Annotated in this window: 25 protein-coding genes; 10 read left to right on the top strand and 15 right to left on the bottom strand. The window is 44.8% G+C overall.

Features of this window, described 5'->3' with window-relative positions; translation table 11 throughout:
* Window positions 1-167: 167 nt before the first annotated feature.
* From FFM80_RS12345 to FFM80_RS12335, 3 genes are read right to left on the bottom strand one after another with little or no spacing between them, the layout of a single operon-like run.
* Entirely contained in the window at window positions 168-1,058 is an 891-nt protein-coding gene (locus FFM80_RS12345; RefSeq protein WP_171001112.1) for a polysaccharide deacetylase family protein, read from the bottom strand.
* Window positions 1,045-1,344, bottom strand: a complete 300-nt coding sequence (locus FFM80_RS12340) for a hypothetical protein (RefSeq protein ID WP_137641075.1) — start codon at window positions 1,342-1,344, stop codon at window positions 1,045-1,047. Before FFM80_RS12340 ends, FFM80_RS12345 begins: the two co-directional genes overlap by 14 nt.
* Entirely contained in the window at window positions 1,344-2,567 is a 1,224-nt protein-coding gene (locus tag FFM80_RS12335) for a glycosyltransferase family 2 protein (protein WP_307722461.1), read from the bottom strand. Before FFM80_RS12335 ends, FFM80_RS12340 begins: the two co-directional genes overlap by 1 nt.
* Window positions 2,568-3,205: 638 nt before the next feature.
* On the opposite strand from FFM80_RS12335, the gene FFM80_RS12330 reads away from it, so the two are divergent.
* The 3 genes from FFM80_RS12330 to FFM80_RS12320 all read left to right on the top strand — a co-directional run bounded on the left by FFM80_RS12330 (window position 3,206) and on the right by FFM80_RS12320 (window position 5,716).
* Window positions 3,206-4,369: a VanZ family protein gene (locus FFM80_RS12330; RefSeq protein WP_137641074.1), complete on the top strand. Its 1,164-nt coding sequence runs from the start codon at window positions 3,206-3,208 to the stop codon at window positions 4,367-4,369.
* A gap of 68 nt (window positions 4,370-4,437) precedes the next feature.
* Window positions 4,438-5,346 carry a magnesium transporter CorA family protein gene (locus FFM80_RS12325; protein WP_137641073.1) on the top strand — a complete coding sequence of 303 codons (909 nt, stop codon included), beginning with the start codon at window positions 4,438-4,440 and terminating at the stop codon, window positions 5,344-5,346.
* Between the two features lie 22 nt (window positions 5,347-5,368).
* Window positions 5,369-5,716: a DUF1801 domain-containing protein gene (locus FFM80_RS12320; protein ID WP_137641072.1), complete on the top strand. Its 348-nt coding sequence runs from the start codon at window positions 5,369-5,371 to the stop codon at window positions 5,714-5,716.
* A 184-nt stretch (window positions 5,717-5,900) separates the two neighbouring features.
* On the opposite strand, the gene FFM80_RS12315 is transcribed toward FFM80_RS12320, so the two are convergent.
* The gene (locus FFM80_RS12315; RefSeq protein WP_137641071.1) at window positions 5,901-6,962 is read right to left on the bottom strand and encodes an aspartate-semialdehyde dehydrogenase; all 1,062 of its coding nucleotides are present in this window, start codon (window positions 6,960-6,962) and stop codon (window positions 5,901-5,903) included.
* A 753-nt stretch (window positions 6,963-7,715) separates the two neighbouring features.
* Between FFM80_RS12315 and FFM80_RS12310 the strand changes: the two genes are divergently transcribed.
* Complete coding sequence (locus tag FFM80_RS12310) at window positions 7,716-7,973, top strand: hypothetical protein (RefSeq protein WP_137641070.1); 258 nt, start codon at window positions 7,716-7,718, stop codon at window positions 7,971-7,973.
* 135 nt (window positions 7,974-8,108) lie between these two features.
* Here the strand turns inward: FFM80_RS12310 and FFM80_RS12305 are convergent, their stop codons facing one another.
* Window positions 8,109-8,330, bottom strand: coding sequence for a hypothetical protein (locus FFM80_RS12305; protein WP_137641069.1), 222 nt, complete (start codon window positions 8,328-8,330; stop codon window positions 8,109-8,111).
* Window positions 8,323-8,958 (bottom strand): TMEM175 family protein, encoded by a 636-nt coding sequence (locus FFM80_RS12300; RefSeq protein ID WP_137641068.1) that lies wholly within the window; start codon window positions 8,956-8,958, stop codon window positions 8,323-8,325. The genes FFM80_RS12305 and FFM80_RS12300 overlap by 8 nt, the downstream gene beginning before the upstream one ends.
* Before the next feature lie 161 nt (window positions 8,959-9,119).
* Here FFM80_RS12300 and FFM80_RS12295 point away from each other — a divergent pair, with 161 nt between their 5' ends.
* The gene (locus FFM80_RS12295; protein ID WP_171001111.1) at window positions 9,120-11,858 is read left to right on the top strand and encodes an MMPL family transporter; all 2,739 of its coding nucleotides are present in this window, start codon (window positions 9,120-9,122) and stop codon (window positions 11,856-11,858) included.
* Window positions 11,859-11,948: 90 nt separating this feature from the next.
* Here FFM80_RS12295 and FFM80_RS12290 read toward each other — a convergent pair whose 3' ends face one another.
* Entirely contained in the window at window positions 11,949-12,332 is a 384-nt protein-coding gene (locus tag FFM80_RS12290; RefSeq protein ID WP_137641066.1) for a type II toxin-antitoxin system HicB family antitoxin, read from the bottom strand.
* Between the two features lies 1 nt (window position 12,333).
* Window positions 12,334-12,531 (bottom strand): type II toxin-antitoxin system HicA family toxin, encoded by a 198-nt coding sequence (locus FFM80_RS12285; RefSeq protein WP_223876826.1) that lies wholly within the window; start codon window positions 12,529-12,531, stop codon window positions 12,334-12,336.
* A gap of 193 nt (window positions 12,532-12,724) precedes the next feature.
* Here FFM80_RS12285 and FFM80_RS12280 point away from each other — a divergent pair, with 193 nt between their 5' ends.
* Window positions 12,725-13,060, top strand: a complete 336-nt coding sequence (locus FFM80_RS12280; protein WP_137641065.1) for a winged helix-turn-helix transcriptional regulator — start codon at window positions 12,725-12,727, stop codon at window positions 13,058-13,060.
* 437 nt (window positions 13,061-13,497) lie between these two features.
* Here FFM80_RS12280 and FFM80_RS12275 read toward each other — a convergent pair whose 3' ends face one another.
* The 3 genes from FFM80_RS12275 to FFM80_RS12265 all read right to left on the bottom strand — a co-directional run bounded on the left by FFM80_RS12275 (window position 13,498) and on the right by FFM80_RS12265 (window position 15,823).
* Window positions 13,498-14,064 (bottom strand): hypothetical protein, encoded by a 567-nt coding sequence (locus FFM80_RS12275; protein ID WP_137641064.1) that lies wholly within the window; start codon window positions 14,062-14,064, stop codon window positions 13,498-13,500.
* Window positions 14,065-14,184: 120 nt separating this feature from the next.
* Window positions 14,185-15,291: an NADH-dependent flavin oxidoreductase gene (locus tag FFM80_RS12270; protein ID WP_137641063.1), complete on the bottom strand. Its 1,107-nt coding sequence runs from the start codon at window positions 15,289-15,291 to the stop codon at window positions 14,185-14,187.
* A 94-nt stretch (window positions 15,292-15,385) separates the two neighbouring features.
* Window positions 15,386-15,823, bottom strand: a complete 438-nt coding sequence (locus tag FFM80_RS12265; RefSeq protein WP_137641062.1) for a GNAT family N-acetyltransferase — start codon at window positions 15,821-15,823, stop codon at window positions 15,386-15,388.
* 465 nt (window positions 15,824-16,288) lie between these two features.
* Between FFM80_RS12265 and FFM80_RS12260 the strand changes: the two genes are divergently transcribed.
* Window positions 16,289-18,439 (top strand): LTA synthase family protein, encoded by a 2,151-nt coding sequence (locus FFM80_RS12260; protein WP_137641061.1) that lies wholly within the window; start codon window positions 16,289-16,291, stop codon window positions 18,437-18,439.
* 514 nt (window positions 18,440-18,953) lie between these two features.
* Entirely contained in the window at window positions 18,954-19,457 is a 504-nt protein-coding gene (locus FFM80_RS12255) for a hypothetical protein (protein WP_137641060.1), read from the top strand.
* Window positions 19,458-19,518: 61 nt separating this feature from the next.
* Here FFM80_RS12255 and FFM80_RS12250 read toward each other — a convergent pair whose 3' ends face one another.
* Window positions 19,519-20,526 (bottom strand): NAD(P)/FAD-dependent oxidoreductase, encoded by a 1,008-nt coding sequence (locus tag FFM80_RS12250; RefSeq protein WP_137641059.1) that lies wholly within the window; start codon window positions 20,524-20,526, stop codon window positions 19,519-19,521.
* Window positions 20,527-20,678: 152 nt separating this feature from the next.
* Between FFM80_RS12250 and FFM80_RS12245 the strand changes: the two genes are divergently transcribed.
* On the top strand, window positions 20,679-21,449 hold the full coding sequence (locus FFM80_RS12245; protein ID WP_137641058.1) for an alpha/beta hydrolase: 771 nt from the start codon (window positions 20,679-20,681) through the stop codon (window positions 21,447-21,449).
* Here FFM80_RS12245 and FFM80_RS12240 read toward each other — a convergent pair.
* From FFM80_RS12240 to FFM80_RS12230, 3 genes are all read right to left on the bottom strand, one after another.
* Window positions 21,434-21,823: a type II toxin-antitoxin system HicB family antitoxin gene (locus tag FFM80_RS12240; protein WP_137641057.1), complete on the bottom strand. Its 390-nt coding sequence runs from the start codon at window positions 21,821-21,823 to the stop codon at window positions 21,434-21,436. The two genes, FFM80_RS12245 and FFM80_RS12240, sit on opposite strands and share 16 nt — an antisense overlap.
* Window positions 21,824-21,837: 14 nt before the next feature.
* Window positions 21,838-22,035, bottom strand: coding sequence for a type II toxin-antitoxin system HicA family toxin (locus FFM80_RS12235; protein ID WP_137641056.1), 198 nt, complete (start codon window positions 22,033-22,035; stop codon window positions 21,838-21,840).
* A 145-nt stretch (window positions 22,036-22,180) separates the two neighbouring features.
* A complete protein-coding gene (locus tag FFM80_RS12230; RefSeq protein WP_137641055.1) occupies window positions 22,181-23,212 on the bottom strand; it encodes a PrsW family glutamic-type intramembrane protease in 1,032 nt (343 codons plus the stop codon).
* A 260-nt stretch (window positions 23,213-23,472) separates the two neighbouring features.
* Here FFM80_RS12230 and FFM80_RS14560 point away from each other — a divergent pair.
* A partial coding sequence (locus FFM80_RS14560; RefSeq protein ID WP_171001110.1) for an Ig-like domain-containing protein occupies window positions 23,473-25,469 on the top strand: 1,997 nt, incomplete at its 3' end.

Below are 25,469 nucleotides of genomic sequence, written 5' to 3'. Positions count from 1 at the left end.
TTGGTATAGTCATGATGTACCCCAATCCGTTTTTGATGGAGTATACCAGAAATCAATGTTTAGGAACAGACCCTAGTCAAAGCCCGGCTTGTGAGACCGCACTTCGGCTCACAAACGTGGCCACCACGTTCCAGCGTCAATCCAGACCAACCGGAGCGGCAATCACACTATTTTCCTAACCAACGTTCAATACTGGGCCAGCTATTTTGATTAATAATCATCCGTGGCAAATTATTCATACTGGTTGCTTCGGTCACAATCCCCACATCCAATGTGGCGACACCGTGCGGTAAGTCTTGGCGACTCAAAAAGTCACTGATTCGCCGCGGCCCGCTCCCATATGGATAGGCAAACATTTGCGCTTTCACCCCAAGATGAGCCTTCAATTCACGTTTGCTTAACGCAAAGTCGCGCGTAAAGTGATGGTATTCATGCGGTTGGTCGAAGATTGGCGTGAACTTTTTCGTCAAATAATGCATATCATGCGTATGCAAGCCCACTGTCATTAAGTCGCCAGCTGACCGCTTGGCTGCGCGAATCTGCGGCCAAGTTGCCAACTGCGTCCCTTCCCGATAACGCCCAGTATTCCCAGTAATGATAAAGGTCGTAAAGGGCAAGTGGTACTTTTTCATGATTGGCAACGCATTATCAATCGTGGTGCGGTCAATATCATCAAAAGTTAAGACGACATATTTCCCTTTAATTGGGGTTTTACTAGTCTTTAAAGCCGCCATCTGCGCTGATGAGATAACTTTGACATGGTGATCATGTAAGTATTTCATCTGGGACGCAAATTGATTCGCTGGCACATCAAAATCATGCAACTGCGAGTTGCTAGATAACAGCTTCGATGTCTGCACCCCTAACGTATTCTTTAAGATCCGATGGTAACAAAAGATAATGATCCCATTCTTCACCTTAGCATCTTGCGGCCGCAGCGCGTAGTTCGCGTCGCCACCTTTGTTAAATTGAAAGTTGCGTTGGACCGTGAACCCCATCCCCACAATCACGACGAGCGCCGCCAGCCAAATTAAAATTTTGCGTTTATGCCGATTCATGTTTCTGCTTCCCCCGTAACTGCCGTAAGCGCCAAGCTGCATACCCCCAGATAATCAGGGATACCGTAACGATGACTCCTAAAACGATCTCGTATAATTGATAATCAAGATTCATCAATAAGTAAAAACTAACTAGTGAATCACTATATAGATGAAAAATGAAACTGAAGTTAACAATAATCACAAAGGCCACGAAAAGCCATAAGGCCGTCAAAATAACGACCCGGCCCCAAGTTCGCCGGTGGCTAGTTTGTTTACGAATGATGAACTTTTCACTATTACGCATTACTTCAACCCCCGGTCCGGACTTGTCCACGTCCCAATCCGATCTGGATCTAAGACAAATGAGATAATCGCGGCAATACAACTGATCAAGTTAATCATCCAGTAATACAGAATGTAGACCGGAATCAATAAAAGATCGCGCCATTGTAAATACGCAGCCGACTGTGACGCTTTAAACCCAATCCCGAATTGGGTAAAACTGATCACTAACAGAATCAATAAAATATCACCGTCTAACTGAACAGAGTGAACCATGATCAAGTTAAGAACCCACGAGATCAAGCTAAGCGTGGTACAGATGGCCCACACATTACTAATCACGGTTTCAAGCAACAAGACCCGTTTACTCCAACTGCCCCGTGCTAACACATCCCGATTCCCCACGAGGACTTCCAAACCACCACGTGACCAACGCTGTCGTTGACGAATGAGATTACGAATACTTTCAGGGACTAAGATCCAACAAATCGCCCGCGGTTCATACCGCACTTGCCAACCATGGCGGTACATTCGCCAAGTAATATCAATATCTTCCGTCATCACAGCTGGATTCCAACCGCCAACAGCATCCAAGGCTGAACGCCGAAACGCCACAATAACGCCAGAGACCGTTGTAATCCGCCCCGTTAAAAAGGCCTGGGCTTTCTTGATAATATCAATCACCCCGATATACTCTAGCAATTGTAGCCGCCCTAAGATACTGGTCCGGTTACGAACGACCGGCTTACCAGCAACGGCGCCAATCTTAGCATCACTATTTAACGTTTTAACCAACTCTGACAATGATTGATAATCCAAAATGGAATCTGAATCAATTCCTAAGATATAAACACCATTTGCCACTTTCAGCCCTTGATTCAAGGCATTGGCTTTCCCCTGGTTAAGCGCAATCGGCACGACTTTGATTAAAAAGCGTTCTGCATATTGTGCTTGCAGCTGATACATAATCGCTAACGTCTCATCGCTGCTTTTATCATCAATCAAAATAATCTCAAAGTTATGGTAGTGTAATGCCGCAATCGAAGCAACCGCCCCTTTTAAGGTATCCTGTTCATTATGTGCCGGCACTAGAATTGACACTAGTGGTGCGGTCGCCGGCGTCAAGTCTGGTCGTACCTGACTATGCTGCCAGCGGCCAAAGTACAAACAACCGATAATCCAGATGGCCGCCACTAAGATCGGATAACCAATCACAAAATCATTCATTAAATTAATAACCCACATAGTTAATAACTGCTCCTTTAAGTCTTTCCCGGTCAATAAGCATACTATTCTAACATACGTTTTCAGAAAATACTGCCCCCTTCGCATAAACGATTGATTTTTGCTCCTAACCGTTGACCAAAATACCACCATACGCTTCAACTATACTGGTTATCCTGAAACGTGATGAATCTCTTTTAACCACTTCTTTAAACTCATCTTAATTTCAAATCAGGCCGCTTCCATGTTCTAACGACCGACTCAAAACACGCTTGGGACTAGTTAAACTTGCCGCCTGCCGGTTGGTTGCTAAACTGACAGCTTGAACTGTTTATAACTGATCATCTAATTAACGTCGGGCGGGCCAGCATGGGCTCAGTGGTGTCGTTTGACTTAGTTGAGTGGTCTTGCTCAGCTTAGTCAAAGCCCGGCTTATGAGACCCGCCCTTCGGCTCATAAACGCGGCCACCACGTTCCAGCCAATGCTTGGCCCAACCAGAGTGGCAACTTAATCCAACTAGCCCCAAACGTCCTTAAACCTGATTAATGACTAACTTTTTACTAATTTTATTATGTAAATTGAAAATTCCATTAATTTTCGCCCGCAGCCCGCTGCTTCTACAGTACAATGGGAACAGCTTATTTCAGGGGGACGTACCATGCAGAATTTAATCACAAAACTTTATCAATTGGCTCAAACCAGTCATATTGTCAGCACGCTGCTGGAACCGGCCCATATCATTATTCTGGCCTTACCATTTTTAACGCTATTTATGGCACTGATTATCTTAGCGGTGCAATTGCGCACCCAACAGACTTTAAGTGAACGCCGAATTATTAGCACTTATACCTTTATCTGGTACTTGGCAGCCGCCTATCTACTCATCATCTTGCCGTTACCAACCCGCAGTTCCGTTGCAGCGATGACTGGCGCTGAATACAACTTACAACCGTTCTTCTTTGTCAGTCAGCTTAAACTTTTGACTGGTTTTCAACTCAGTAATCCGGCAACGTGGCTGGCCACCTTTAAAACGTCGACTTTCTTTCAGCCATTCTTCAATGTTCTCTTACTAATGCCCTTTGGCGCTTACTTAGAAGCCCGCCATCGCTGGCCACTATGGTTGATTACTTTGGCCAGTCTAGCGTTGTCGCTCTTCTTTGAAACGACTCAACTCACTGGGTTGTATGGTTATTATAGTCGCGCTTATCGCATGTTTGACGTTGACGACTTAATCACCAACACATTCGGCGGCTGGTTGGGTGCCGTTGGCTTAGCTTTGTTGCCCCAAAAGTGGTGGGCCAACGATCGTTCCAATCACTTACAGCACACTGATCACCCCATCAACTGGCGGCGGATCATCACCTTGCTCATTGATTGGAGCTTAATTGCCGGCTTTGATACTGGCTACTTCATCTTAGTTAAACATTTCAATTGGCCGTTGCCACATGACTTCCGCTGGCTCTACTTAGCAAACATCGGCCTCTTCTTCTGGTTACCAGCACGCCTGTGGCAAGGTAAAACGATTGGCGGTTGGCTGACCAACAGTCGCATTGTAAGTGTCGGCGGTCAAGCGGCCACTGGCTGGCAATTGCTGGTTCATTATGGTGGTCTTTACTTAGTCAGTCTACCGTTACTCTTCTTAGATTTATGGTGCTTCAATAAGCTTGGCAATGTACCCAGTCCGGAACTAAATCGTTGGGATATTACCCTCGTGGCGGTGTCGTTAACCCTGCTAGTGATTAGCTATGATTTACTGCTAACGTTCTTTAGCCGCGACCATCAGCTCTGGTGCGAACGTCTCAGTAAAACGACCGTCCAATAAAAACCGCTTTACGTTGGTTAGGCTGCCATGTTAAATTTAAAGTAACTAAAAATCTGGAAGTTAAAAAAATGATAAAAGTACAAGCATTAAGCGACGACTTTCGCTGGGTCGCTGTTAACAATTACACGGATAACGATTACCATCAACTCATCACTGAAGAACACGTCACCGATGAAATGCTCGGCTATGCCACCGACCGCCATGAACGGGGGCGCTTGGAGTACGATGCCAAAAGTGCCATCACGACGATTATTTTTGACGTGGTCACTAAGAACGGTGATGAAGGCACGTACACTGCCCAAGTCAGCTTTATGCTGGTCGAACATACCCTACTGACCTTCACAACTGATCAGACAGACTTTGTCGAAGACTTGCTCGCCGACGTCATTGATGCCGACTGGGAAAAAGTCCAACGCCCCATCGATTATATTTTTGATGTGCTTTATAAGTTGTCGCGCCAATACTTTCAAGCGATCAATGCTATCAATCGTGACCGGCAGAATATTCAGTCAAAGATGCGTAAACAGATTCAACGTTCCGTTATCTTGCAATTAATGGAATTAGAAACTACGCTGGTCTACTTTTTGACCTCGCTTAAGACTAATAACGATATGCTGCAATCACTAAAACGGTTTGCACCAATTAAGTTGTCGACTGCGCAAAAAGAACGCCTCGACGATATCATCGTCGAAGCGCAACAAGGGCTGGAAATGGCCAATATCGCCTCCGATATTATTGGTCGCGTGTCGAACGCCTATTCAAATATCTTGGACAACAGCCTGAACAACACGATGTGGTTGCTGACCATCTTCTCAATCGTGCTGACGATGCCTAATATCGTCTTTGGCTTTTTCGGTCAAAACGTGGATCTCCCGTTTATGAAGAATCCGTTTGGCTGGGAAATTACCGTCGTGATTGCCATTGGACTATGCGCATTAACTGTCTGGCTATTACGTCGCAATTCATTTCGTAAATAACTCCAAGAAAGAAGTCTTTTAAATGCCAAGTCGCGTACCCGTAACAGATACGGCTGACTATATCAACAAAGCTGCCCCAGTCGCTCAGCCTTATTTACAACAGTTACAACAATTAGTCGAAGCTAACTTACCTAGTGCCACGGCTAAAATCAAATGGAATCTTCCTTTCTTTGAACTCGGCAAACAATATGTTAGTATCGCCGCTTATAAAGCGCATGTCAGTTTGAGTCTTTCAGCAGATTTTACTCCAGAACTTTTAGCAACTGCTAAAGCTGCGGGCTACGCCACTGGTCAGAAACGATTGAATATTGATTTTGATCAGGAAGTACCGGTTGACCTGGTTAAAGCCGTTTTAAATCTAATTGGATAGTAAAAGACCTGTAAATTCGAGTTGAATTTACAGGTCTTTTTAGTTTTGAATTAATTGCTGAAACGTGCTCAGGCCAACTGCCCCCTCCGCTTGCTACGCCAGTTAATCGTACGGGAAAAATCACCCATACAATTAACTGGCTAGGCAATGCTCAGGGGCAACCCGTTGGCCCTCACACTCTGGTTTATTGCATATGCAATAAGCCCAACTTGTCCAAGTGTTCAGCGATTTGAACTGAGTTCCACGCAGCACCCTTTAACATGTTGTCAGAAACATCCCACATCTGGAACGCTTGTGGCGTTTCTTGATCAGGACGAATCCGACCAACAAACGTGTCACGTGAGCCTTCTGCGTCATGGGCTTGTGGATAGATTTGGTTGTCAGGATCATCTTGTAAGACGATCCCAGGTGCAGCTGCTAAAGCATCTTGGATGCCCTTAACCGTCGCTTTAGGATCTTCAACTTCGAAGTAAACTGATTCAGAGTGACTGACTGGCACCGGAATCCGAACACAGGTCGCTGTTACTTTGATATCCTTACTGTCCATGTCACCATCACACATGATCTTCTTGGTTTCATGAATCATCTTCCATTCTTCGTGCGTATAGCCGTCTTCTTCAAAGACGTCGATTTGTGGTAACGCATTGAATGCAATTGGATAATGTTTCTTGTCGCCAGAGACTGGTAAAATATGAGCTTCCATTTCTTTACCGTCCAAGTAAGCTTGGGTTTCGTCTCGTAATTCCTTTAAGGCCCGGTTACCGGCACCACTAACGGCTTGATACGTTGATACGATAACCCGCTTCAACCCAAAGGCTTTACGAATTGGTTCCAACGCAACAACCATTTGAATGGTTGAGCAGTTCGGGTTGGCGATAATCCCATGATGTTGGTAAAGAGCTGATTCGTTTACTTCAGGAACCACTAATGGAATCTTAGGATCCATCCGGAACGCACTTGTATTATCAACGACCACTGCGCCACGTTTTACGGCTTCTGGGGCGAATTTTTTGGAAACAGAACCCCCAGCTGAGAATAAGGCCAAATCAATACCTTCGAATGATTCTGGAACCGTTTCTTCAACGGTTAGATCTTGACCATTAAATTTAAGCTGTTTTCCTGCTGACCGACTTGATGCCAATAGTTTAACTGAATTAACTGGTAAACTAGTTTGTTCCACCATTTTGATCATCCGCGCACCAACTGCGCCAGTAGCACCGACAATCGCGACGTTATATCCACTCACAATGAAGACCTCGCTTTGATAGTTATTGAAGCTTTATTATAGCACAATTTTAATTATTAGAAAATAATGAGTTTATATTTGTTGCTACAATTCTGATTGTATTTGTCGCGCTGGTGGTAAGCCCCTACCCGACAAATAGTCAGCTGCGGTCAATTAATAAGCTAATTGTCAGCTCCGTTTAGTGCTAGATTAAGTTACCACTCTGGTTGGGCCAGCATTGGCTGGAACGTGGTGGCCGCGTTTATGAGCCGAAGGGCGGTCTCATAAGCCGGGCTTTGACTAAGAGCTGAGCAGACCACTCAACTAAGTCAAACGACACCACTGAGCCAATGCTGGCCCGCCCGACGTTAATTGTGTGATCATTTACGATCAGTTTAAACTGTAACTTTAACTGAGAGATTGGTTGCTAAAAGGTTCATCCGTGTCATTGATCTTAGTATGCGCATTTTTCTCGGGCTTAGACTACATTTCAGAACAAAATCGACAAGCGGTAATTTTAACCAACAACAAGCATAGCCGACTCCGTTCAATCAAAAAGTTCGCACACTTTATTAGTTAACCTTATCATCACCAATGTTTTGGCCTTTAAATCACAATTTAGACTCATTTTTAACGGTCAAAAGTGCAATAAATACCAAGATTATTGAAAAGGCGAGCTCATTCAACTAGGAAACACTGCCAAATTGGTTTAACCGTTTCACTTTATTTGCTTATTGATGTCAAAGGGTGCAAAATATTGGTTGAGGTGAGGAAATGCCAACCAAAAAACGATCGACGCGGGTTAAGCTGTTCGCGAATGTTAATCACGTCTTGGATACTTTGGAAATGAATTCTGCTAATTTAGTCTCAGAATATTATCATCAAGTGGCAACCACCGGCCTGGTTCCACACGGGTTTAAAGCGGCGCAATCGATATCATCAGTCGATGAACATGACGCGCCCCAACAAATGACAATGATGAACACCATCGATGACTTAGACGCACTTTACGCGAATTTAGATAAATGCTAAGACCGACTTTAAGAATCCGATAACGGGTTCTTTTTTTACCAAAAGCCCACATGTCGCTAAAAACGGCATGTGGGCTTTTCGGTTGTTACTCACTGAAAATTTTTACTACTGTCCTAACGAAAACCATCAACTCAACTAATGGCGTTGCTTCAAGAAATGATCAAACTGTTCATTAATAACGGCCAAAATTTTGGGATCATGTAAATCCCCTAGTTGTGGTTGATCACCGCCAGTAACCTCACTGACAACCTGTAAATAGCCAAATAACACTTGGCTTGGATCTAAATGATATTGTTGCCCTAAGCTTACTGCTAAATCATAGCGATCAGGACCTAATAAAGTTGAATAATCAGTCATGCGTGACTGCTCCTTTCGAACGTGCCATTTGCTTACTCATTCGTAAATAAGCGAAGAAGTGGAAAATAATCCCTGTAGCTAGCAAGATTGCGCCGAACCAGACCGACCACCATGTCATCAAAATCGCCAAGCCATAAATCGTCACACTCCGCACGGGATCGAACTTAATCGCCGCATAAAAATCATTCGACATGGCATGACTTTTAAGTTCTTGATGATGATGCAAATAGGCATACATAAAATAGAACGTCGCTGAAATAAATAGCGCGACTAGATCATAGACAATAAACGCCGTTTGCATATCCGCACGATTACCACTCGTTAACGCATCGGCAACCAACGACATCGGATAATCTAACAACGTGATACTAAAAAGCATTAGTAGATTCAGTATGTTAACATTCCGATCAATTCGCGCCAACATACTGAAATAATCATGATGAAATAACCACAACGTTCCCACGTAAAAATATGAAAACGCATAGGACAAAAACAATGGCCATTGCGCCAGTAAAGCCGGTAACAAGCGACCGGGCTGGTAATCTGGAATATGAAACTCCAAGACTAAAATGGTAATTAAAATTGCAAAAATACCATCGCTAAATGCCTGAAAGCGATCTGTTTTCATTAATTCTGCCTCCCGCAATCCAATTAGAATATCATAATTTTATTTTGAATGCTGACATTTGCTTTTTCAAGCGGTTACAACTTCAATTGTCATGTTAGCGTCCGGCTTTCTATGGTAGACTTATGGTAACGAAATCAAAAGATGAGGGGCGTCACATCCACATGAAAAAATTTCTCAAACCGAAATTTTTGTTCTTGGTATTCTGGATTGTCGTGGTCTTTGTCGGTATCGCAGCCTTGCCAAACGTGCAATCGCTGATCGACAGTCACCAAACGGCTACGAGCAACCAAAGTACCACGACCAAATTGACAAAGATTCAAAAAAATTGGGGACGCGGGTTAAACCATACCGATCAACTAGTCTTGGTCTTTAATAACCAGCGGACCAAGTTACTGTCCAGCCAACAAGCCAAAATTGACAAGACCTTAACGCAGATCAATAAAAAAGCCAAGTATTATGGCATCAAGCAACTCCGGACGATACATACTTCGACCAATGATCAGCAATTATTAACGTCCAGTGATGGCTCAACCGAACTTGCCGTTGTTTCCGTCGACAAGCAACAATCTGAGTTAAAAGTTGTCGCCAAGCAGTTAAATGACGCGATGACCGTTAACGGACTACAGACTTATGTCACCAGTCCTGATCTAATTGCCGCCCAACGTCAACAAGCGCAGTTAAACCACACGATTACGATTCTAATTATTGGTGCCGTTTGTGCACTCTTATTATTAGGTATCATTTTCCGTTCAGTCCTCATTCCACTAGTGAACTTATTGATCCAAACGATTGCGCTGATTACCACCACGAGTATTGCAGCGAACGCAGTCGACTTTTGGAAGTTACCTTTTGCCGGTAACAGTGTGCTCATTATTGGCATTGTCGTCTTAGTTTTAAGTACCGTTTTGACCTGGTCATATATGGGCGACTACTTAGCCACTGCCGCTGAGAACAAGGATCTGGAAGCCGACGCCCAAGCAATGCTCGCCTTACAATTCAAAAAGTGGTTAGTTGTCTTAATTAGTCTCGCCTTAATGGCTATCGGATTGAGCTTCGCCCCACTACCAGCTGTCGCTTCAAGTTGGATTATTGCTTTGGCCGTTATTTTGACCACCTTAGCCGTACCAACCTTAAATTACACGTTTGCTGCCCTATTGGGTCATGGTATTCGCTGGCCGGGTAATCGGTCATGGGGTCATCGCCCCAAGAACCTATGGCAACAATTTGGCCTACTCAGCAGTTGGAAACCAATGCTTGGTTGGCTAATCGCCATCATCTTATTGGTACCTGGCCTCTGGTTTGCCCGCGCTCAATTCTCATATGACAATCTGACGCCTGATTTATTGGCCACTACGACTAATGCCGAAGATGGTCATCAAGTTATTGCCGCGCATTTTGGTGCCGGCGCAGCAACGCCGGTAGTTGTTAATATCACAGCTGACCATAACTTAACGACACAAAATAATTTACAAGCTTTAGACACGTTAACTACCAAGTTACAACATGTCAAAGGCGTTAAATCCGTTGTTTCCGTCACTCAACCTACTGGTAAAAAAGTGGCACAATATTACGTTGGCAACCAATTAACTGCCATTACAACGAGTTTAGCGGCTAATCAGAAACAATTAGCTAAAGTTCAAAAGCACTTAAAAGCGAACCAAGAAACCATTGCCAGCGCTCAGGTTGGCAAGCAACTTAAGAGTTTGAAGAAGTTACGCAAACAACTCAACAAACTTTCAACTTATAACGACCGCATCTCCACGCAATTAGTGAATACGGAGATGGCGGCAGGTAATGTTAGCGGTAAGAATAAGCGTAGTCGTGCGGCATTACGTGAGCTCAATCGCGAATTGAACAAAGCGGATTCATTAGTGGCTTCAATTACCGATTTAACGAATACTGTTCAGATGAATCAAGATAGCGTCATCTCAATGTATGATGATACTAATGCCAAGTTAAAGTCTGTCAAGAAGAAGCTCGCTAAGACCGCTAAGACAATTGGCAGTGTTAACAGTTCAATTAACAGTACCAGCACCTACTTGACTAGCTTGAAAGCCAGTGAAGTTGGCAAAGTCTTCTTCATTCCGGCTGATGCTTATAATAGTGACTTGTTCCGCAATAGTCTGACGACTAACACTAGCAAGACTGGCAAGATAACCCAGTTAATCGTCACCTTTAAGCAGGCGCCAACTAGTACTAGCAGTCTCCATGCCCTAACCGCAGTCAAGCAAGCCACGCAGGCCAGCTTGTTAGCAACGCCACTCGCCCAAGCTAATGTCACTTATGGCGGTGAGACGGTCACGCAAAGTCAAGTTCGTCAGAGTTTCATTTCTAACTATTTGAAGTGGGGCTTGTTAGCCTTCGTACTGATTGCCATTTGCCTCTGGTTAAGCTTACGGTCAATCGTACTCAGTGAGTACTTGGTCGTTGGCCTGGCTATCATGATTGCATCCAGCTGGGGCTTAACCCGTTTAGGTTATTCAACGTTCGCCCACCTAGGCAACTTGCCATGGTTAACCTTGATTTGGGGTAGCATCTTGCTCACGCTACATTGGTTGTTAATCAGTACTGTCACCGTGAACCGCAAAGATTGGCTACATCGGTTTGAATTAGCCGACTTAAAAGAACACTTTGCATTAAGTGGTCGCCTGATTCTGCCAGTAAGCTTGTTCGAGTTAGTCTTCTACTTGCCAATGTTAGGCATGCCAGAACAACTCTTCCAATCAACCGGTGTCATGTTAGTGATCGGGATTATCTTGAGTAATCTCGTCACCCCACTGATTCTTCCCGGCTTGATTGCTTGGACGGTTAATCCGCCTAAGCTCAGTTTTAAGAACTGGGGCTCTTGGATTAAACAGCGTGTGACGCGCCAACCAAAATCCGATTCAAAAGCTAAATAAACCACTAAAGCCGCGTACCCATTTGATTGGGTGCGCGGCTTTTTAGTGGTCTCTAAATGATTAGTGCTGCTAATATTTCGAGCTCAAAATCTAAGCATGTAATTGGGTACGTAACGCCTTAGTCAAGACTTCACTGAAATTTAACCCTTGTTTGCGTGCTAAAATTTCTAAGTCAGCCGGAATAGTGACATTCTTTCTAACGGTTGGTCTGGTGATCTTTCGCCGAGCTTCATCCATGTCTACCGTTATCATCACTAAATATTGATTAGCCTTAAGCTGGACATCTGCCACAGCAGATGGTTTGGGCCGAGATTCACCATATAAAGCCAAGGCTAAGGCATCAGTGGCCATCAGAGTCGCTTCAACGTCATTATCGCCAAAAGTATGCACAGCCGGGACATCTGGGAAACTCACCATTATCAAGCCATCAGTTGGCTCAAAAATTGCGGGATAAATTGCTAAATCATGTTTCATCCTAAAATCCTCCTCGATTAGTTGGTTTGATACCAGCAGTCTTCAAAATTGATTGTAAAATTCCCTTAGGAACTTCACGTCGATGGATTGGCACAATAATAATCGTTGTCGCATTCTTAAATTTAGCATGCGATCCATTTTGACTCACAACTTTAAAACCATGCTTTTCTAGCAGTCTGATTAACGCTCGCGTTTTCATTGGCACGCTTCCACTTCGATACTCATATTATACGCATTTATACGCATTAAGCTAATAAATAGCCGTACAACTTTAGTTACGTCAAACATCCTGCAATCAAACCATTTTGTTCGTTAGCTTACCTTGAAAGTGTCTAGCACCCATGATTAATTTAACCATCTGCTAAGCTTTAATCAAAAAGGAAGCGACTGCCATGAACACGTTAACGATGCAAACTCGTCATTCGTCCCAAACACCGACTGCCAATTTACGTGACTTATTAACCGATCACACTAAAACAGCTATTTTAACGGCTTTAACGACGCCAAAATATTACGAAGACCTGTTAACCCAGCTTAGCCCAATCACCAGACCTAGCCTAACCTTGGCCCTACAAACCTTAACTCGCACGCAACTCATCACCAGTCAGCTAGAACAGCCTAATGCCGTTACCAAGGTACGCTACCAATTAACGCCCTTTGCCCAATCATTACTTACAACCTGGCAAGAATGGCAACAACGCTATATGATGGCGCAATTAAAAAGCTAAGCGGCCAATCAACAAAAAACGATTCAGAAATTGATTAAAAATTTCTGAATCGTTTTTCATATGATACGCTTAGCATTAATTAAAATTGGCGCCTACCGGTTGGCTTCTAAAAAGCCGAAATGCATGGAATATTTCAAGTCTGGCCTTCAAACCTGACCTTGACCCAAGTCCGAAAAATCCCACTCGAATTTAGGCCAATAACACGGCTAAAGCTATTCATTACAATGCATTAACGTTAATCTATAAAATACCAATTAATTAACGGCAGGCGGCCCAAAATTGGCTCAGTGGTGTCGTTTATCTTAGTCGTGATTTTGCGACTTAGATAAAGCCCGGCTTGTGAGACCGCTCTTCCGGCTCACAAACGCGGCCACCACGTTCCAGCCGATTCTGGGCCAACAATCCAACTAACACTATACGTCTATTAGACACTATCTTTAATGTCGGTTCCGAGCACCTAACGTCGTCATTTGTGCCGCATATGGCGTTGAGACCGACCACTTGGCAATTTCTGCGGCGGTCACCTGCTGCCAATTAAAATCAGCTGGTAACTGCTTTAAGTGCAACGGATCCGTGACCGGCACGTCAAAGCTTGCTAACCAAGTCAACAATACTGGAATGACTGTCAGATCATCATTCAACAGATGATACGTCCCACTGGTCGTTGTTAATTCTAAGTTGACCGTTAAGCGATCTTCCAATCGAATACCATTGCCAAAACCATGCGTGGTTGACCGATAAATGCCCAATTGAGCGGCAGTCATCATCGTCGGTCCCACCGACCGGAAAACGTGACCATGTTCATCAGCCAACGTTATCCGCCCCGACGTAATCGTTAATAGACCTACCGCATACGGGTTATAACTCATCGCCTTTTCCAACCAACCATGTTTTGGTTTTAAATGTGGGTAACACTTTTGTTCAATCTCGATGTCCATAAAAGTTAGTTGCCGGTCGATATTATCAGCAATATTAGTGACCGTCACTGGTGCTACAGCTGCCATATTAAAATCCCCTAAGTAACGACGCTTTCTCTCTCACTTTCAGCATACCACTTACTTAAGACAACCTAACGGCCAAAAACAAACAAAATTTCCAAAATAAACCTAAACCAGCAGCTTTATTTAACGAGTTGCCTGGTAACGGGCCGCTAAAAAGGTCGCTAACGGCTGACTAAACTGATGACGTTGGCGCTCAAATAATCCCTTAAAATCGCCCGTTACAATCTGATCATCTTGATGCTTCACTAACTTGGTCGCCCAATCTGGATCAAACAATAATTGTTCGCCCACTGCCACTAAATCGGTATGGGTCAAGACTTGTTCAACATCATGCCGGTCACGGACACTGCCCACTCCCACTAGCGGCAACTCACCGCCAATTGCGGCTTGAACATACGCTAAGATGGATTTGGCTTGGTAACCGTCAGCCCGCGCCACGCGGTCATAATGATTAAGCGAGATATGAATATAATCCAACTTCGTCTTGGCTAATTTTTTCAATAACCATAACGTGTCTTCAAATTGAATCCCTGGCGTTTCAAATTCTTCTGGCGAGATTCGGTAACCAACCAAAAATGGCCGGTCAGCATACGTTTTGACCGCCGCGAACACACTCGTTAACAGTTCCTTAATGAACCGTGCTCGCTTGTCACGACTACCACCCCATTGATCATCGCGTCGATTGGAATGAGGTGAGAAGAATTGTTGAATCAAATACGTATTGGCACCATGCAGCTCAATGCCATCAAAGCCAGCTTGAATGGCCCGACGAGTCGCCTCGCCGAAGGCCTGAATAGTTGCTAAAATTTCAGTATTCGTCATAGCACGCGGCATTTCAGCATCCGGACGCAATGCCGGTACCGCACTAGCTGACACAATTTGTTCACCGCCCAAAGTGGCGCGGTGCGTCATCCGCCCGGCATGGACCACTTGTAAGATGGCCTTGGCCCCAGCCCCTTGAATCGCTGCTGCTAAGTCGTGTAGCCGCGGCAGCATTGCATCATCAGCGACACTCAATTCACCCGGCCACCCTTTACCGCCAGCTTGCACATTAGCGGCCCCCGTAATAACGGCACCAACCCCATGGGAACGACGGGCATAGTAGGCAATTTCGTCCTGAGTAACTTCACCATCAAAGAAGCTTTGACGGGTCGTCATCGGTGACATCATTAATCGATTCTTCAAGGTAATACCAGAATTAAATGTTAGCGAAGTCGTTAGTTCAGTCATATAAAACGTCCTTTCTAGCTTAAGTTTATCCATTTAAACTATACACGTTAAATTACCTTTTTTTAATTTTTAAGTTCGCACACTGAACAACAATTTAGTTTAAAGTTAGCGCCATTTCTTGATGTTGTAAGCCGGCTTCCATAAAACGGTCACCAACTGGTTTAAATCCTAATTGACTATAAAAGCTTTGGGCGGTCACTTGCGCCCCCAAAACTAATTGGCGGTAGCCTTGTTGCCGAGCATCCTGAATCATCCGCTTAATAATCGCCTGGGCATAACCATGCCCGCGGGCTGACTTGAGCGTTGCCACTCGCTGAATATGTAACTGTTGTGTTGCTTCCGGTGTCATCCGGGCGGTCGCCACCGCCGCAGTTGTAGCATCATATAGCACATAATGCCACGTCGCTGAAGTCACGGTATCCAACTCATCGGCTGGATCAATATGTTGTTCCTCAATAAATACTGCCCGGCGAATCATGATTGCATCGGCATAGACGGCTGAATCCGTCTGGTTACTCGTCTTAATTTCCATTTAAGGTCCCTACCTTTTTCTACTGTTAGTCTTAAACTCAAAAACAATGCGTTTCGAATAATGACCAGTCTAATACAAGTTGTCTCCTAATCCTACCTAAATAAATGATTTGAATTAACCTTATCAGCTAGCTTACTTATTCAACACCCGTTCCATGAACGTTGGAACGGGTCAACATTGGCTCAGTAGCGTGGGTCATCTTAGTTGTGACTTTCGACTTGATAACCCCCGCAAAGCCGACCAACGGCTTAAAACCGTGCCCACTACATTCTAGCCGATACTGACCCAGCCAGAAGTGACCATATTAAACAACAGTTAATACGGGTACCTCAACCACGTGTAAACTGACCCACCGCCTGCTCTAAACAAAATGTTAAACATTACGCCACTGGAGATATGTTAAAATGACATGATGACTGCTTTTTGAGTCATATCCAAATATGCTACAAATGAGGTCTTTTAACTATGTTTAAGCAACTCCGCCAACACCTGAACACGCGGATGGGGTTCTTTTGGCTACTAATTATTTTCTTCTGGGCCAAAACACTGTTAGCGTACTTGACCGAATTCTCCTTGGGAGTTTCCGATATCTTACAAGTCCTGCTAATGATTGTGAACCCCATCGCCATCACGGTGTTCCTATTTGGTTTAGCTCTTTTTATTCGCAAAACCGGGTTCTATTATTATATTCTGCTGCTGATCGATGCGTTGGATACCGTCTTATTGTATGCCAACGTGATTTATTATCGCGAATTTACCGACTTTATGACCGTCAGCACGATCACCGGCTACTCAAAAGTCAGTCAAGGGCTAACGGGATCATCACTTGCGTTAGTGAATTGGTACGATTGGCTATACTGGATCGACATCATTGCGATGCTAGTATTATTCATTTTCCACCGCATCAAACACGATGACCAACCGATTCGCAAACGCCAGGCCTTTGCGACCATCTCAGTCGCACTGGCTGGCTTTGGATTGAACTTAACGCTGGCTGAAGCCAACCGGCCACAATTATTAACGCGAACTTTTGACAATAACTATATCGTCAAATATCTAGGACTCGATGCCTTCACCGTTTACGATGGGATTAAAGACGAACAGACCCATCATCAACGCGCAAGTGCGAAAAAATCGGAACTAGATACTGTCCATGACTTCACCAAGTCCCACTACGCCGCCCCCAATAGCCATATGTATGGGGTCGCCAAAGGTAAAAACGTCATTGTGATTCATTTGGAAAGCTTCCAACAATTTCTCATTGATAAAAAGATCAATGGTCAGGAAGTCACGCCGTTCTTGAATAAGCTGTACCATAGTCAATCGACCTACGCATTTAAGAACTTCTTCCATCAAGTGGGTCAAGGTAAGACCAGTGATGCGGAAAACATGCTTGAAACCAGCACATACGGCTTACCAACCGGCTCACTCTTCGCCCAATTGGGTTCAGACAATACGTTCGAAGCGGCGCCAGCGATTCTTAAACAGCGCCGCAAATACACTAGCGCCGTGTTCCACGGAAATGTCGCCAGCTTTTGGAATCGGAATAACACGTATAAGAGCATGGGCTATCAATACTTCTTTGACGCCAGTTACTTTGATACGACCGGTGATAAATCAACCGGTTATGGCTTGAAAGATAAGCTGTTATTCAAGAACTCGATTCAATATTTGCAACGCCTGCAACAGCCATTTTACGTGAAGTACATTACCGTTACCAACCACTTTCCGTATACGATGGATAAGGAAGACACGACCTTTAAGACAACCGATACGAGTGATTCCGCCATCAACGGCTACTTTCAAACGGCGCATTACTTGGATCAATCGATCAAAGAATTCTACGCTTACTTGAAGAAGTCGGGCTTACTCAAGAACGCTATGATTGTCTTATACGGCGATCATTATGGGTTATCTAACAGTGAAAACACGACGCTAGCGCCTTTAATTGGGAAGACCGCTAAAGATTGGACCGCTTACGATAACGCCCAACTCCAACGGGTACCGTTCATGGTCAATATGCCTGGGACGAAAGGCGGCCGGATCGAATCTACGTACGGCGGTGAGATTGACGTCTTACCAACGATTCTGCACTTGCTCGGTATCTCCAGCAAACGCTACATCCAGTTTGGAACCGACTTGTTCTCGAAGCAACATGACCAAGTCGTGGCCTTCCGGAATCGCGATTTCATCACGCCGAAATACACCGTCTTAAGCGGTAAGATTTACGACAACACTACCGGTGAACAACTCGATGCGACCGAAGCCGTGCAAAAAGCTGTCGATCAGGATCAAAAAAAGGTTAGCAAAGAATTAAGCCTTTCTGACTCCTTAAATTCGAAGAACTTGTTACGTTTTTACACACCGAAAGGCTTTAAGAAGGTCGATGCCTCGACCTACAACTACGCTGACGGTTTGCAAAAAGAAATCAAGATTGAAACAGCTTTGAAGAAATCGGCAACCAGTCTATACGCTGAAAATGGCCATAAATCCACCACTTCACTGTACAAGACCGATGCACCCGAAGCTTCACACAAGAAGACCGATTCGACCCGGATTCAAATTACCAACCCGGATGACATGTCGGCAACGTCTAGCAGTGCTGCCAAGAAATAAAGATAAACGTCCCATTGACCGATTCTGGTTAATGGGACGTTTTGTATTTTACGCTTGGTGCTAGTTGAAATTGCCGCCTGCCGGTTGGTTCCTAAAACGCTGGAACGCCATGGGTCATTTTGAAGCCAAAGCCCGGTCTTCAAAACTGACCTTGGCCTAAGTCCGAGCAGACCACTCGCACTAAGGCCAACGACACGGCTGAGCATTTTAGGAACCAACCTCTTGGCTAAATGAGTGGACTAAGAATAATCAATCGTTAGTTTTTCAGTTCCTGTTAATTAACGCCGGGCGGGCCAGTATTGGCTCAGTGGTGTCGTTTATCTTGGTCGGTGATTTTCCGACTTAGATAAAGCCCGGCTTTCGAGACCGCACTATGGCTCGAAAACGTGGCCACCACGTTCCAGCCAACTCTGGCCCAACCAGAGTGACAATTTAAATCGACTAGCACCAAGCGTATATTTTATATTGCGTTGCCACCCACTACTCCGTTACACTAGCTTCAGGGGGGATATGCATGCAACGACTAATTAAAACACTACTGGTACTTAATGACGGCAGTTTTGGCCCCGTCACCGCACAGCAGCAACGGGTTCGTAGTCAACAAGCAACCGGCTTATTTAACCTGTCACAATTCCTAATGTTACTGATCCTTTTGCTTAGTTTGGTGACCGATATGCGGCCAGGTCATCATTTTGGTCTGGTTACGTTATGCTTACTCATGGCCGTCTTCATTCCAGCATTACTTTCTGACCATCAGAACCGGGTGAATGGCCTTAATCAACCATTTAAAGTCACCACTGAGGCCGCTTATCGCGCTTGGAAACATCAAGCATTAGTGAAAAGCGTGTATCGCTTCGGCATCGCCACCATCACAGTAATTGTGATATTTAGCCTCAATGCCGTCACCCTTGAAGATTGGAACTGGGGTGGCACGATTGGGGCGGCAATCGGCGGTAGTCTTGGAACTTGGTTCTATTATCGACGCCTTGTCAGCCATATTATTTTACAAAAATCCTAATTTAAAAAGCGATTATTGAAACGCAGCCTAACTGGCCAGTCTCAACAATCGCTTTATTTTTTTACTTTTGATGCGCGCGCTTTTCAAATAATGTCGTGCTGTGTAATGGACTACGCCGTTCGGGATACAATGTCATCATTAATTGATTGACCGCATTCGGTGCTTCACCGAAGCCACTAGCAATCAAGCCTAGCTTGCCTGGATACGTAACCGCATCACCAATGGCCGCTACACCTGCAACGTTAGTATTCATTTCCGTATTCACATCGATCAGATAATGATCCATCGTTGGTGTCACTTGCCAGGCCTCGATTGCCTTGTGGTCAGCAATAAAGCCATAATTGACAATCAAGTCATCCACCGCGACATGTTCTTCAGCATCACCGCGGACTTCCTTCATCATTAAGTCTAACTGACCATTAGCTAACTGTTGCATTTCTTTAATTAAGAATGGCGTCTTAATGATGACACTGGAAGCCTTCAACAAATCAACACTATGCTCCATGCCCCGGAATTGGTTCCGCCGATGCATGATATAGACTTGCTTAGCCACTGGTTCGAGCATTAAGGCCATGTCGATCGCAGAATCCCCGCCACCGGCTACTAAGACGGTCTTATCTTTAAAGGTCGCTAAACTGGGAATATGATAGAACAATTGTTGACCTTCAAACTGATCCGCATTTTCAACGGCTAAGCGGCGCGGTTCAAACGCCCCGGTCCCAGTCGCCACAATAATCGCCTTACTATGCGACACTGTACCATCAGTTGTCGTAATGGTGAAATCACCCATTTGACCAGTTACATTTTCAACCGGACTCTTGGTGCGGACATCGATTGGAAATTCAGCCAGTTGTTTGGCTAACTGAGCCACCAAATCACGGCCCTTAATCGCTGGGTAACCAGCCACATCATGAATCATCTTTTCGGGATATAACGCTTGGACTTGCCCCCCTAACTCAGGCAAACTCTCCAACAATTGGACGTGAGCATTCCGCATCCCGGCATAAAAGGCAGCGAACATCCCCACGGGACCGCCGCCGATAATCGTTAAATCATATTCTGAACTCATTCGGCAACCAACTTTCTCAATTATTACGATACTGACCTCATTTTAGTGGATTACCATGGCATTTGCAAAACCATTTGCACGCGTTTCATTTATAATGGAACTACTTGGACAAGCTTCACTTATCACCATTTCAGTTAAAGGGAGTGCTTCACATGCGCCGATCTCGATTAATCACTATCATGGCTACTGTTAGTGTCGGCCTAGTTGTTGGCTTAGGCGCTTATTGGCAACATCGGTTAGCCCCACTAAAAACATTAAGGATTCAACAAACCAACACACCAACAATCTTCGTTGCTGGCGACTACGCTCGCGCTTTTTCCACCAATGGGTTCGTCCATCGACTCAGTGCGACACATTTAATGACCAAAGCTTTAGTCATTAACGTCGCTAAGAATGGTCACGTGGCCGTCCAGCAATTCGCACCATTACGCCACAATCCGACTATCCAAGTGGTCTTCAAAGATAATCATCACCCCCAACGACAAGCTCGCCAACTAGTAACGGTCATGCAAGTACTCCATGACCGTTACCACGTCACCGACTACAATGCTGTCGGTCATTCATCTGGCGGAAATATTATTTTTGATTACTTAATTGCTCGACCACAGCACCAACCACGCATCCATAAGTTCGTCACGATTGCGTCAACTTATCCCCATGTGACCGCCCAACAGTTGGCAAAATTACCCAAGCATCTGGCGATTTTTAACCTTGCTGGTCAGATTTGGCAGACTAAGGGTGACGGTGAGGTTAATCTAAAAGCCGTGTTGGCCTTCAGCACAACGCTGACCCAACACGGCTTGCAACCGGTGACTAAAATTATTCATGGTAGTCCTTTAACGGTCCAACATTCGATGCTGCATATTAATCCACAAGTCGACTACTTATTGGTGAAATTTCTGTATGGTTATAACCCAAGTTGAGCTTTAATGGCATCCGTGGCAACCTGAGAAACATTAATTTTATTTTCTCTTGCTAAGTCACTAATATATTTTGGCATACTAATATTGCGTCGGACCGTTTTAGCCTTTTCTGCTAGATACTGTTGCATATCAACGGCAATAAACATGACCCGTTCATTGTCATTTAACTTCCAGTCAGCGGGGTCTTGAACCTCAGGATAATGACCTGCTTCCAAAATGGTCGCAATGGCATCTTCTGCTTGAACGGCTAATTCATTGAGTGTGTCACCTTGCGTGACCATCCCTGGTAAATTGGGAGAACTGGCAACATAATAATGTCCGTCTTCATCATTAAACGCTTCGGCAATAATCGGATAAACGACCTTTTTTTTCATTTTTTTCAGTCCTTTCACTTAGCTGGCAAACTAATTTGCTTAAGGATTTTCATTTCAGTTCCCTTTTTTAGTTCTTTTGAGTGAAATGGAATTTCAGTAGTTCGACCATCAGGATGACGATAAAATCGATGACCACCACGTCCTAGCTCTGGTACATATTCAAAACCGGCTTTTAACACTAAACGTTCGAGTTTCCGTGGCTTCATTGTCATTAGCTAACTTCTCCTTTTGATTATACACACTTATACACAATTTAAAAGTATTTAAAACCACGTATAAGTGTGTTCTTTATCTAGAGACGCTAACTAAAACAATCATAATTAAAAAAGACCAGGTTTTCCCCCAGTCTTGACTAAATCACGGTAATGGCAAAAAGATATGTTCTTCACTCGGAATTCCGGCTTGACGCAAGGTCCGTACTTCTCGTAACCCAGCTTCAATCAAGACAAAAATCACGACCCAACCGAGCACAATCAAAATCAGTTGGTGAATATAAAAAATATCTAACCAAGCTAACGGTGCGCGCCAATCCCATAAGGCATGCAAGGCTACCGCCATAAAATAGAACCGCATGAACTTAGGCCGTAGCACCGTTTGCGTGGTTAATGGTCGGTAATCATCCTTGGCAAAGACAACTGCCGCCCCGACCATCGCTGACCAGATGGTATGGGTACCAATCGCTTGCCAGGATCGAATCATTAATACGATTAAGCCATAGTCCATCCCATAACCAGACGTTTCAAAGGCCGCAAATCCGGCGCCAATTGCCGCGCCAATCAACATGCCATTAAACACATAATTCAGTTGCAAGTGGTTGATAAAAATCGCAATGATCAGTAACTTGCCAGTCTCTTCAATCAAACCAATCAAAACCGCCGACCATAAATCAGTCCCATTCGACGTTGGAATCAATGAATACAGCAACATTGTCGCCACCATCGACGCGACCCCGCCAATCAAAAAGACTTCCACCACTCGCCAAATCGACACATTTTTAAACACGTTGACTTCGAAGAAATAAACCACCAACGCCAGCGGCACAACTAGCGAGCCCATCACTAACAATCCTGGTAGAACCCGTTCGTTTTTAAAGGCATAAAATAATAGCAATAACAGCCCAAACGTCACCATTAAGATAACGAGTACCCGTGAAAATAGCCACGGCTTAACCGGGGCATCGGACACTGCCGCTAACGGCGGCGTGGTCACTTTTGTTCCCGCCGAAAAGACCTCATCGGCATCATCTTGACTATGCCGGTCAAACACTTCTGAAAACATGCGTAACGGGTGAATCTCTACGGCCTTGGCCTCACCCGTCCATTCATTAATCTCTTTCGTCGTATCATCCAAAAGATGCTTACGATGTTTTGGTGACTGTGTCGTTCCCATCACCGCATCCCTCCTTACTTCCATCACACTCAAAAGTTAGCCTTCTAAGCATACCGTTTTCAGGGATTAAGTACAAATCCTTGTTGGTTACTGCTGAGCCGGGGTCAAACAGAGTGGCAACCTAATCAGTAATGCCCTTTATATTTGCCAGCTTACCGAATAAACCTTCCCGATATCACTGAGTTGTACACTGGCGGTATGATTTGGTTGCCGAGTTAGGAGTAACTCAGTACGAACTGAATTGATTGGAGGGATTTTCGATGCACAAATTTTGGCATTTTTTGTTGTTAGCGGTTGCTGGCTTAGCATTAATGGTCTTTAGTCCCCCATTATTAGGCCAAGCCAAGGTCATCACGACTGCGACCGGTCTTGATGCTGATAGTGCCGTTATTACAAATTCTGCAGGTACTGTCATGTCACATACCGCTGACTTATCATCGGAGGAATTATACCGTGTCGACTATAAATGGACGATTCCTAATTCTACCCGTGTTAGATCTGGCGATACCGTCACTTTGCAATTACCAAGCAACATCTATTGTGACGATGATGTTGATGTCGCGCTGAAGAGTAAAACGGGAGCAGTTATAGGGCAACTTTACTTAGCCACTGGATCATATACAGCTACCATTACCTTTAATAACTACCTAGCCCAACATTACGATAATAAGAACGGTTGGATTTGGTTTAAGTTCCCCGGTGCCAGCAAGCCTGGTGAGCCAGAACCAACACCTGAGCCTACGCCGAGTGGCCCCATTTCCATGACTAAGACCGCCGCTTGGAATAGTCCAGACGACTATTCCAAGATCAACTGGAATTTGATTGTATCTGGAAATGGCAACAAGTTGGTTAATCCGGTGATTACAGATACTTTAAGTATTGGTCAAAAGTACGTGTTAAATAGTGCTCAGGCCACCGATGAGATGGGTAAAAATATTCCAGTCACCTCAACAAGTTCGATTGTCCCCGATGCGGATGGCACTCATAATGTCACCTTTAGGATTGCCGGCACTTATGAGACTAATATTCACTTGACCTATCAAACGGAAACCATCGATCAGACCACTAAATCGACCATTTATCATAACTCAGCGGTTTATACCGACAGTAATGGCAATCATGCTGACGCGACCGCGGACGTCGATAAACCAGACACCGAAGTTCCTGAAGAACCTAATGAACCAGAACCAGAGCCGGAACCTAATCGCGACCCCATCTCAATGACGAAAACGGCTGCTTGGAGTGATCCAAGTAATCCATCCACCATTAATTGGGGTTTGGAAGTTAAGAACAACGGCAACGAGCTCGTTAATCCCGTCTTCACGGATCTTTTAAGCCCTGATCAATATTACTGGGCCAATAGTGCGAAAGCCACCGATCCAGCCGGTGATTCGATTCCGGTCTTGTCATCGACTCGGCCAGAAAGTGGCGGGAATACACTGCTGATATTCAAGTTACACGGTACCTTCTTGTCTAACCTCGCGTTGACCTACCAGACTTTGCTGAAGCAGCCCAAACCGGGCGAACTTTATCAAAACAAGGCGCTCTATCATGACGATGCCGATAATGAGGCCGATGCAACGGCAGAAATCAAAGCACCGGACGACGAAGACGATCAGGAACCGGGAGAACCTAGCCAGCCAGAACCAACTAAGCCAATTAGTATGACGAAAACCGCTGCTTGGGTCAATCCAGAAGATAAATCTCAAATTCTCTGGACGTTACAAGTCACTAGCAACGGTAACAAGCTGGTTAAGCCAACCATTACCGATACCTTAAGCGCTAACCACACTTATGTACCAGATAGCGTTTCAGTCACGGCGAATGGCACCACCATTCCAACAACTGCCTCCGTCACTGGTAATCAGGTCACTTTCAAGATCAATGAGACCGTTGATGCTGACTTAACAATTACCTATCAGACGAAAGCCGCTCCAAGCAAGGTCGCCGAAGTTTATCAAAATGATGCCGTTTTCGAAGACGAAGATGGCCATCATGCGGAAGCAACCGATGATATCATTTTGACTCCTGACGAAACTGAAGAACCGGAGAATCCCGGCACCGAAGAACCAGAAAATCCTGGTACCGAAGAACCAGAGAATCCCGGGACTGAAGAACCAGAAAAACCTGGCACTGAAGAACCAGAGAAACCTGGTACCGAAGAACCAGAAAAACCTGGCACCGAAGAACCAGAAAAACCTGGCACCGAAGAACCAGAAAAACCTGGCACCGAAGAACCAGAAAAACCTGGCACCGA

The organism is Lactiplantibacillus dongliensis, assembly GCF_005405105.1.
GTDB lineage: Bacteria > Bacillota > Bacilli > Lactobacillales > Lactobacillaceae > Lactiplantibacillus > Lactiplantibacillus dongliensis.
The sequence above is the reverse complement of the archived record's forward strand: the minus strand, read 5'-3'. Positions and strand labels throughout refer to the sequence as shown.

Coding starts and splice junctions, on each gene's coding strand:
- FFM80_RS12235 (WP_137641056.1), bottom strand. CDS start 22,035: ATGACAATGAAGCCACGGAAACTCGAACGTTTAGTGTTAAAAGCCGGT.
- FFM80_RS12250 (WP_137641059.1), bottom strand. CDS start 20,526: ATGAGTTCAGAATATGATTTAACGATTATCGGCGGCGGTCCCGTGGGG.
- FFM80_RS12295 (WP_171001111.1), top strand. CDS start 9,120: ATGAAAAAATTTCTCAAACCGAAATTTTTGTTCTTGGTATTCTGGATT.
- FFM80_RS12300 (WP_137641068.1), bottom strand. CDS start 8,958: ATGAAAACAGATCGCTTTCAGGCATTTAGCGATGGTATTTTTGCAATT.
- FFM80_RS12320 (WP_137641072.1), top strand. CDS start 5,369: ATGCCAAGTCGCGTACCCGTAACAGATACGGCTGACTATATCAACAAA.
- FFM80_RS12335 (WP_307722461.1), bottom strand. CDS start 2,567: ATGTGGGTTATTAATTTAATGAATGATTTTGTGATTGGTTATCCGATC.
- FFM80_RS12260 (WP_137641061.1), top strand. CDS start 16,289: ATGTTTAAGCAACTCCGCCAACACCTGAACACGCGGATGGGGTTCTTT.
- FFM80_RS12240 (WP_137641057.1), bottom strand. CDS start 21,823: ATGAAAAAAAAGGTCGTTTATCCGATTATTGCCGAAGCGTTTAATGAT.
- FFM80_RS12340 (WP_137641075.1), bottom strand. CDS start 1,344: ATGCGTAATAGTGAAAAGTTCATCATTCGTAAACAAACTAGCCACCGG.
- FFM80_RS12310 (WP_137641070.1), top strand. CDS start 7,716: ATGCCAACCAAAAAACGATCGACGCGGGTTAAGCTGTTCGCGAATGTT.
- FFM80_RS12285 (WP_223876826.1), bottom strand. CDS start 12,531: ATGAAAACGCGAGCGTTAATCAGACTGCTAGAAAAGCATGGTTTTAAA.
- FFM80_RS12245 (WP_137641058.1), top strand. CDS start 20,679: ATGCGCCGATCTCGATTAATCACTATCATGGCTACTGTTAGTGTCGGC.
- FFM80_RS12255 (WP_137641060.1), top strand. CDS start 18,954: ATGCAACGACTAATTAAAACACTACTGGTACTTAATGACGGCAGTTTT.
- FFM80_RS12230 (WP_137641055.1), bottom strand. CDS start 23,212: ATGGGAACGACACAGTCACCAAAACATCGTAAGCATCTTTTGGATGAT.
- FFM80_RS12275 (WP_137641064.1), bottom strand. CDS start 14,064: ATGGCAGCTGTAGCACCAGTGACGGTCACTAATATTGCTGATAATATC.
- FFM80_RS12305 (WP_137641069.1), bottom strand. CDS start 8,330: ATGACTGATTATTCAACTTTATTAGGTCCTGATCGCTATGATTTAGCA.
- FFM80_RS12270 (WP_137641063.1), bottom strand. CDS start 15,291: ATGACTGAACTAACGACTTCGCTAACATTTAATTCTGGTATTACCTTG.
- FFM80_RS12330 (WP_137641074.1), top strand. CDS start 3,206: ATGCAGAATTTAATCACAAAACTTTATCAATTGGCTCAAACCAGTCAT.
- FFM80_RS12280 (WP_137641065.1), top strand. CDS start 12,725: ATGAACACGTTAACGATGCAAACTCGTCATTCGTCCCAAACACCGACT.
- FFM80_RS12345 (WP_171001112.1), bottom strand. CDS start 1,058: ATGAATCGGCATAAACGCAAAATTTTAATTTGGCTGGCGGCGCTCGTC.
- FFM80_RS12325 (WP_137641073.1), top strand. CDS start 4,438: ATGATAAAAGTACAAGCATTAAGCGACGACTTTCGCTGGGTCGCTGTT.
- FFM80_RS12290 (WP_137641066.1), bottom strand. CDS start 12,332: ATGAAACATGATTTAGCAATTTATCCCGCAATTTTTGAGCCAACTGAT.
- FFM80_RS12265 (WP_137641062.1), bottom strand. CDS start 15,823: ATGGAAATTAAGACGAGTAACCAGACGGATTCAGCCGTCTATGCCGAT.